At 54.2% G+C, this 6,147-nt stretch carries 5 protein-coding genes; all 5 read left to right on the forward strand.

Annotated features, from left to right (window positions below):
• Positions 1-373: 373 nt before the first annotated feature.
• The 5 genes from AAKU61_RS21830 (at position 374) to AAKU61_RS21850 (ending at position 5,986) form a co-directional block, all read left to right on the forward strand.
• Positions 374-1,144 carry an iron-containing redox enzyme family protein gene (locus AAKU61_RS21830; RefSeq protein WP_322121772.1) on the forward strand — a complete coding sequence of 257 codons (771 nt, stop codon included), beginning with the start codon at positions 374-376 and terminating at the stop codon, positions 1,142-1,144.
• Between the two features lie 79 nt (positions 1,145-1,223).
• Positions 1,224-2,507 carry a pyridoxal phosphate-dependent aminotransferase gene (locus AAKU61_RS21835; RefSeq protein WP_322121771.1) on the forward strand — a complete coding sequence of 428 codons (1,284 nt, stop codon included), beginning with the start codon at positions 1,224-1,226 and terminating at the stop codon, positions 2,505-2,507.
• Positions 2,507-4,195, forward strand: a complete 1,689-nt coding sequence (locus tag AAKU61_RS21840; RefSeq protein WP_322121838.1) for an FAD/NAD(P)-binding protein — start codon at positions 2,507-2,509, stop codon at positions 4,193-4,195. The genes AAKU61_RS21835 and AAKU61_RS21840 overlap by 1 nt, the downstream gene beginning before the upstream one ends.
• A 3-nt stretch (positions 4,196-4,198) precedes the next feature.
• A complete protein-coding gene (locus AAKU61_RS21845; RefSeq protein ID WP_322121770.1) occupies positions 4,199-4,744 on the forward strand; it encodes a cupin domain-containing protein in 546 nt (181 codons plus the stop codon).
• Positions 4,745-4,768: 24 nt separating this feature from the next.
• Positions 4,769-5,986 carry an MFS transporter gene (locus AAKU61_RS21850; RefSeq protein ID WP_354335659.1) on the forward strand — a complete coding sequence of 406 codons (1,218 nt, stop codon included), beginning with the start codon at positions 4,769-4,771 and terminating at the stop codon, positions 5,984-5,986.
• Positions 5,987-6,147 lie beyond the last annotated feature (161 nt).

Below are 6,147 nucleotides of genomic sequence, written 5' to 3' on the forward strand. Positions count from 1 at the left end.
ATTTTATGCTTTGGCAGGAAAAATCCGCTCTGTTTAATGATAGGCGGAATCCGTCTGCCAAGACTCCGTCTTGGGTTCGCTATTGCGACAGAACCCTGCGTAAAGCCCATATAAACGACGATTTTCTTAAACAACGACTGGTTTAGCCGACAGTAAGGCCGCGCTGTTGTCACGAATGACCGCTGTCATGGCTTGCCCTAGCCGCTGCTCGATCACTGGCTTCCATGGAGCTACGGTCTGAATAGTTTATCAATTGCTAACATAATTTAACAATATTTAATAGTTAGTGATTTCCACATACATTATTTTTTACCAACGATATAAAATCTACAACTCTAACCCACTCAATATTGGACAAAACCAAGGAGAAATGATGCAGCAACAGTTATTGAGCTATATGAACGAACTGGCAGACCATCCAGTCTTCACCAACGACTATTTCAAACTTTTGAAAGAAACCAAGTTAACGCCGACACTGTTTGCGATTCATCGGGCGAATTTTTTCTATCGGACGATGGCTACTGTAATCGGCATCGCCCACATCTGCGGCCACGCGGCGAAAGAACACGACCAAGACACTCTAATCTTGTTTTCGTATATTCTCAACGAGGAATGCGGTGATGGTAAAAAATCGCATTGCCACGAGTTACTTATGGAAAATTCGCATAATCTGTATGGTCAGTTCGAGTTTGACCTGCCTGCGTTGAAAGTCAGGGACTTGGAAGGTCGCCGCGATGGCACGCGCAACGATAAAGCATTCGCGCTGGTGATAGAAGAAACTAAGGATTACCGCTCCAAAGTAAACCAATTGCTGGGAATGAATTATCGAACAATGTTGGGAGTTGCGTACGCCCTTGAAACTCACGCGAGCATCATGCTTACGCATTTCCGTGACGCGTTCGGTGCCAGCCGCCACAATTTGGATCAAAAACGCTACACCCATGACGTCGAGGTTTATTTCAATTGCCATCTCGATAGCGGTGTCGAGGATCGCCACGCCGCAGATGCGCAGCAATGTGTTCTGAATAACTGCTCGTCGGAAGCCGACCTAGCCGATATTATCTATGGTATCGACCAAACGCTAAAGATCCAGCATCACATGTGGAACGGTATGTATCGCCACGCCGCGCAGCTTGCCAATTAAACACCATGGAATGGCCACGTGCGCGGCGAATTGTCTTGCGCCGCGGATGTCTAATGGCCTCTCCCAATAGGATGACAACATGACTAAGCCATTAAATAACGTCTTTTCCCACGCCGCACTCAGCATCGGCGAGTCGATTACTCACGGTATGCGTATGCGCATCGCTCAGTTAAACGAGGGCTATGCAGAACCCGACAAGATCATCGACCTGAGCATCGGTACTCTCGACACGCCCACCGATCTGCGTATCGACCAAGGCGTAATCGACTTCATCAAGAATACCCCGCACCTTATCCACCAGTTCGCTCCCGTCAAGGGATTCGATTTTTTACTCAAGGCTATTGCGCAGCGCGTTGCACGCGTGCACGACGTTACGTATGATCCAGCGACCGAGATCATGGTCACGCCGGGGGGCATCAAGGGCGCCATCGCGGTCGTACTGCATAGTCTGCTGAACTCAGGCGACGAAGTCATCGTGCCGCTGCCCAACTGGCCACACTACGCCGACATGATCCGTCTGCATGGGGGCACCCCCGTGTTTGTCCAGTCCGACGCGCTCATCGAAAAAGGCGTGTCGGCTAACGCCTTGAGTGACGCCATCACCCCCAACACCAAGCTAATCATTCTGGGCGATTGCATCAACCCGACCGGAAAGGTATACACGACGTCGGAATTGCAGGCGTTGGGCGCCGTCGTCGCCAAACACAACATCGATAGAGCAGAGGATGGCTTGGCGCCCATGATAGTTATCTACGACTGCCCGTACGAAGCCCATATCCTCAACGAAAGAGCCAAGGCATTCGCCGCGCTCACGGTCGGCGCCTACCGCATGAGAGATTGTGTAGTCAACGTGACGGGCCCGGGCAAGACGTACGGCATGCACGGCGACCGGATCGGCTATATGTACGCGCCGGACTGGTTCATCGCGGTCGCCGCCAACGTCCAAGTCAACCTCAATTCGTTCGCCGGCACCTACGGCCAGGTGGCCTGCTTCCACGCAATGGAAGAGGCCATGGACGAGGTGGCACATCGCCGAGCGACCCAGGCGCGCAACTGTGCGCTAGAGATGATCGCACTGCTGCGGGCCTGTCAGTTATCAGTACATACACCCCAAGGCGGTTATTTCATCTTCGCTGACCTGTCAACCTATGCGAAGCGATACCAGCAGCTGGGATATACCCATGCAGAACAGTTCCTGTTGCAAGAAGCACGTGTGGCGACCATTTCGGGAGAGCATTTTGCGGAAGGCTATGCCGGGAAAGATCATTATCGGCATTTCGTTAGGATCAATTGCGGAAGGGACAGCGCGGTGCTGACCCGCGCGGCACAGCGCATCAAAATCGCGCTGGACGGCCTGCGTTGATGACGCGCTACTGCATCATTGGCACCGGATTCTCCGGCACCTGCATGCTCTGGCACCTGGTCGACACCTTATGCCGGAGCATCGACAGTGACACCGTCCTGCGAGGTGACATTGTCATCACCACCGTCGAACGCCAGCCGACGAACGGGCCCGGATTTCCATATGGCAGCGACTGCAGCGCACCATACCACCTGTGCAATAACCCGGCAGAAAAAATGTCCTTGTTCGACAATGATTTCCTCGATTGGATGCGGGAACGCCGCGAGCAGATCATCGCTGACCACCCTGAACTGATACTGGCTTCTGATCCAAGCACCCAGCTTGAACAGTGGGAACCAGTCGCAACGGCGTTTTATCCGCGTGCCCTGTTCGGCATGTACCTGTCGAGCCGCTTCAAGCAGGCGAGCGAGCGCGCAGCTGGCCACGGAATATCGGTATGCACTTTCAACGGTCACGAAGCGATCAACGGCGCGACCCGCGACGGCCACTTCGCGTTGACGATCCAATGTCGAACCAGTGGCGCGGTTACCCGCCTCGAGCACCTGGACAAAGTGTTGTTGGCCTCTGGCCATTGGCCCAGCGAACAGTCCAGCACCGCCGTGCTGGCTTCGCCTTACCCCCCGGAAAACATTCATGTCAGTATGTTGGCTTATCAGCAGGCACACCGACAACGGCAACTCACGGTGTATGTCCAAGGCATGGGGCCGAGCGCGGTCGATGCCATCTTGAGCGCGTGTGAACATGGCAGGTTTGTATACGGTGCGGACGGTTTAGCGCGGAGCTTCGAGCCGGACTGGCACTACTTCGGGGTGGAGGACGTCAAGATTATCGCTGGCTCGCGCTCGGGATTCTTCCCCGGCGTGCGTTGGCCTCTTTTGAATGACGAGTTCCGCTATCTGAAAGACAACGCCATCAACGAGCTAAGGCAAAGCAACCACGGGACAGTCCTGCTCGACGACGTGATCGCGCTGATTGACGCCGAATTAGCCGCTGCGAGCGACGGGCGGCTTAGTTTCAACGATGTCGCCGCTCCACCGTTTGCCAGCGCTTACGACAAGCTCTTGACCGAAATCCGCGGCGAACGCAGCGAACGCATAGTCCACGCCATCGTGCTGCGTGCGCGCCGCTTGCGCTTCTATGAGCACTTGAGGGCTGCGGACAAGCTCCGTTACGACAGCCAGTTCGATACTCATTTCATCCGCACCGCCGTGCCGATTCCCCTACAGAACGCGAAGAAACTCGTCGCGCTAGTCGAGGCCGGAGTACTGTCGACGGTACGCCTTGGCTATCAGGAGCAATTCAGTGCTGCGTTCACGATCGGTGGTGACGAAAGAGCGGTTCTGCCCGATATCGTGATCCGATCCCATGGCCACAATTACGACATGCGCCGCCATCCATCCCAACTCATCCGTCATTTGCTGGAAAGTGGTGAGCTGCTGGAATACAGCGAGGACGGCTATCGGACGGGCGGCGTTGCTGCTGCGGAGTCGAGCAGCTTTCGGGTGGCGCACGCAACGATAGCTGGCACGCGCCATTCGGACCATCTGTATTCCTTCGGACCGGTCACGCAGTACTGGCAAAATCAGAACAACTACGCGGCAGCGTTCGTGAATGCCGCTAAGGTGGTCGCGCAGGACTGGGCGATTTTCGCGGCGGCCGATTCAAGTCTAATTCATCAAGGGAGGTGAGCAATGGACTTCAAAGAATTTTCCTTCGCTGGCGATATCCGTGTATGCATCTATAACGTAGGTAGCGAGAACCTAGCCTTTCACCGCCATACGTATATTTCCGATATTACTTATTGCGCCTCTGGGCGTCTGTTGCTAGAACTACCGGAGAGCGGCCAGTCCTGTCTTTTTCATCCGGGTCAGGTCGTGCAGGTGCCCGCCAATACCATTCACCGGGTTTCGCACTGCTCCGAGAACAGCAGCCACTCGCGCTACATCCTAATCCAGATAGGCCGCTTCAGCATCGATTTCGAGCGTGACACGCGCATTTTGCCGGACGGCCACCGAGTCGACCTCAGCGACGTGCGGCTACCGTTTTATATCGGCGACCAACTGGAACAGCTACGCCACATCGCCACCGCGATGCGCGAAAACAGGCCGGCGAACGTGTCTGATTCCGAGTATGCAGACTTGCAAGTCGCGCTCCGCCGCGCCTGGGAGGACGGCCTTACCAGTCCAGACGTCCGCCCGCCTTTGGCCCAGCAACTCTTAGCGCTGGACTGTCACTGAACACATTATTTGCAGGATTATTCTATGAACTCAAATGGCATTCGCCCCCCCCCTGTCATCCTTATGGTATTACTTCTTTTCTCCACCCAGGCATGCACGGATATTTTCCTGTCCGGCTTGCCCCTGATTGCCCGCGAATTCGGCGTATCAATGGACGTGAGCAATCTAACTATCTCAGTCTACAACTACAGCCAAGCGTTCTTCGTGCTGTTTATCGGCGTTGTCAGCGAGTTGTGGGGACGCCGTTCTGTGGTTCTTTCCTGTCTGCTCATACATATCGCCGCCTCGGTCTGGATCGCGCTGTGTACTGCCATGCCTGCCATGATCGCGTTACGAGCCGCGCAGGCACTGGGTAGTGCGGCGGTCTATATCGTCTTAAGGCTGATCATCAAGGATACTATGGACAAGAAGGCGCAGATTCACGCTACCGGCTTGTTGGTAGTCGGACTGGTTCTTTCGCCGATCCTCGCACCGGTATTGGGCGCATGGATCGTGAAAGTCTCCAACTGGCGCAATTGCTTCTGGGCCATCGCACTGTTCGAAATTCCCTTATTCGCATGGGCGTGGGTGGTGATATGCGAGAGTAACCATCGGCAAAAAGAGTTTCGCGCCAACTTCAGCATGAAGACGCATCTCCTGAGTTACTACAGTGTTCTCGAGAACAACTACTTTTTGGGTCTCGCGTTGATTGTCGGCGCCGCGTTTGCCGCTTTCTATGCATTTATCAGCATTTCCAGCTTCATGTACATCAACCAGTATGGGATGAGTGAAACCAACTATGCCTATCTGTTCATCGGTATCGCTCTGGCTTATCTGTTAGGAAATCGTATGATGAGCAAGCTCAACGCGAGCAACGTGACACCGCAGAAGATCGTCGGAATCGGCATTTATACTTCTATGCTGGGCACCTCCGTCATCCTTGCCCAAATGTTTACCCAAGACACTATGCTTACCGTCGGCCTGATCACGCTAGGTACTTGCTTACTGCGGCTGGCCACGGCCCTCATCAACCCGCCCGTGCAGGTGATCGTGACGAACTACTTCCGGGACAAAGGGGCCCATGCGTTGGGACTGCTCACATGCATCCAATATTGCTTCGCCGGAATAGGTACTATGGTGGTATCAGATCTGTCGTTCCAACCCAGCGCAAATTTCACGATCAGTACGGTCGGCTTTATCACACTGTCTCTGATGGGCTATCTGTTTGTCTCCAGGAAAACACTAGTTATGCAGCTGAATTAAACCGAAGCACCGTAACAGCAATCGGCGCGACGTCTTACAGATGTGGTCAGCCGTAGTATTCGGATCGGCGTTGGTGCACTTAAAAGTTGAAGTAAAAAGTACCCCAACCCCGATCATTTATGCAGGAACTTTCTGACTACGGACGGAGTTTGGGCGTCCAG

Origin of the sequence: Undibacterium sp. GrIS 1.2 (assembly GCF_040544435.1) — a bacterium.
Lineage (GTDB): Bacteria > Pseudomonadota > Gammaproteobacteria > Burkholderiales > Burkholderiaceae_D > Undibacterium.

Bases quoted from the DNA above. Each gene is read 5' to 3' on its own strand.
- AAKU61_RS21830 (WP_322121772.1), top strand. From the start codon at position 374: ATGCAGCAACAGTTATTGAGCTATATGAACGAACTGGCAGACCATCCA.
- AAKU61_RS21835 (WP_322121771.1), top strand. From the start codon at position 1,224: ATGACTAAGCCATTAAATAACGTCTTTTCCCACGCCGCACTCAGCATC.
- AAKU61_RS21840 (WP_322121838.1), top strand. From the start codon at position 2,507: ATGACGCGCTACTGCATCATTGGCACCGGATTCTCCGGCACCTGCATG.
- AAKU61_RS21845 (WP_322121770.1), top strand. From the start codon at position 4,199: ATGGACTTCAAAGAATTTTCCTTCGCTGGCGATATCCGTGTATGCATC.
- AAKU61_RS21850 (WP_354335659.1), top strand. From the start codon at position 4,769: ATGAACTCAAATGGCATTCGCCCCCCCCCTGTCATCCTTATGGTATTA.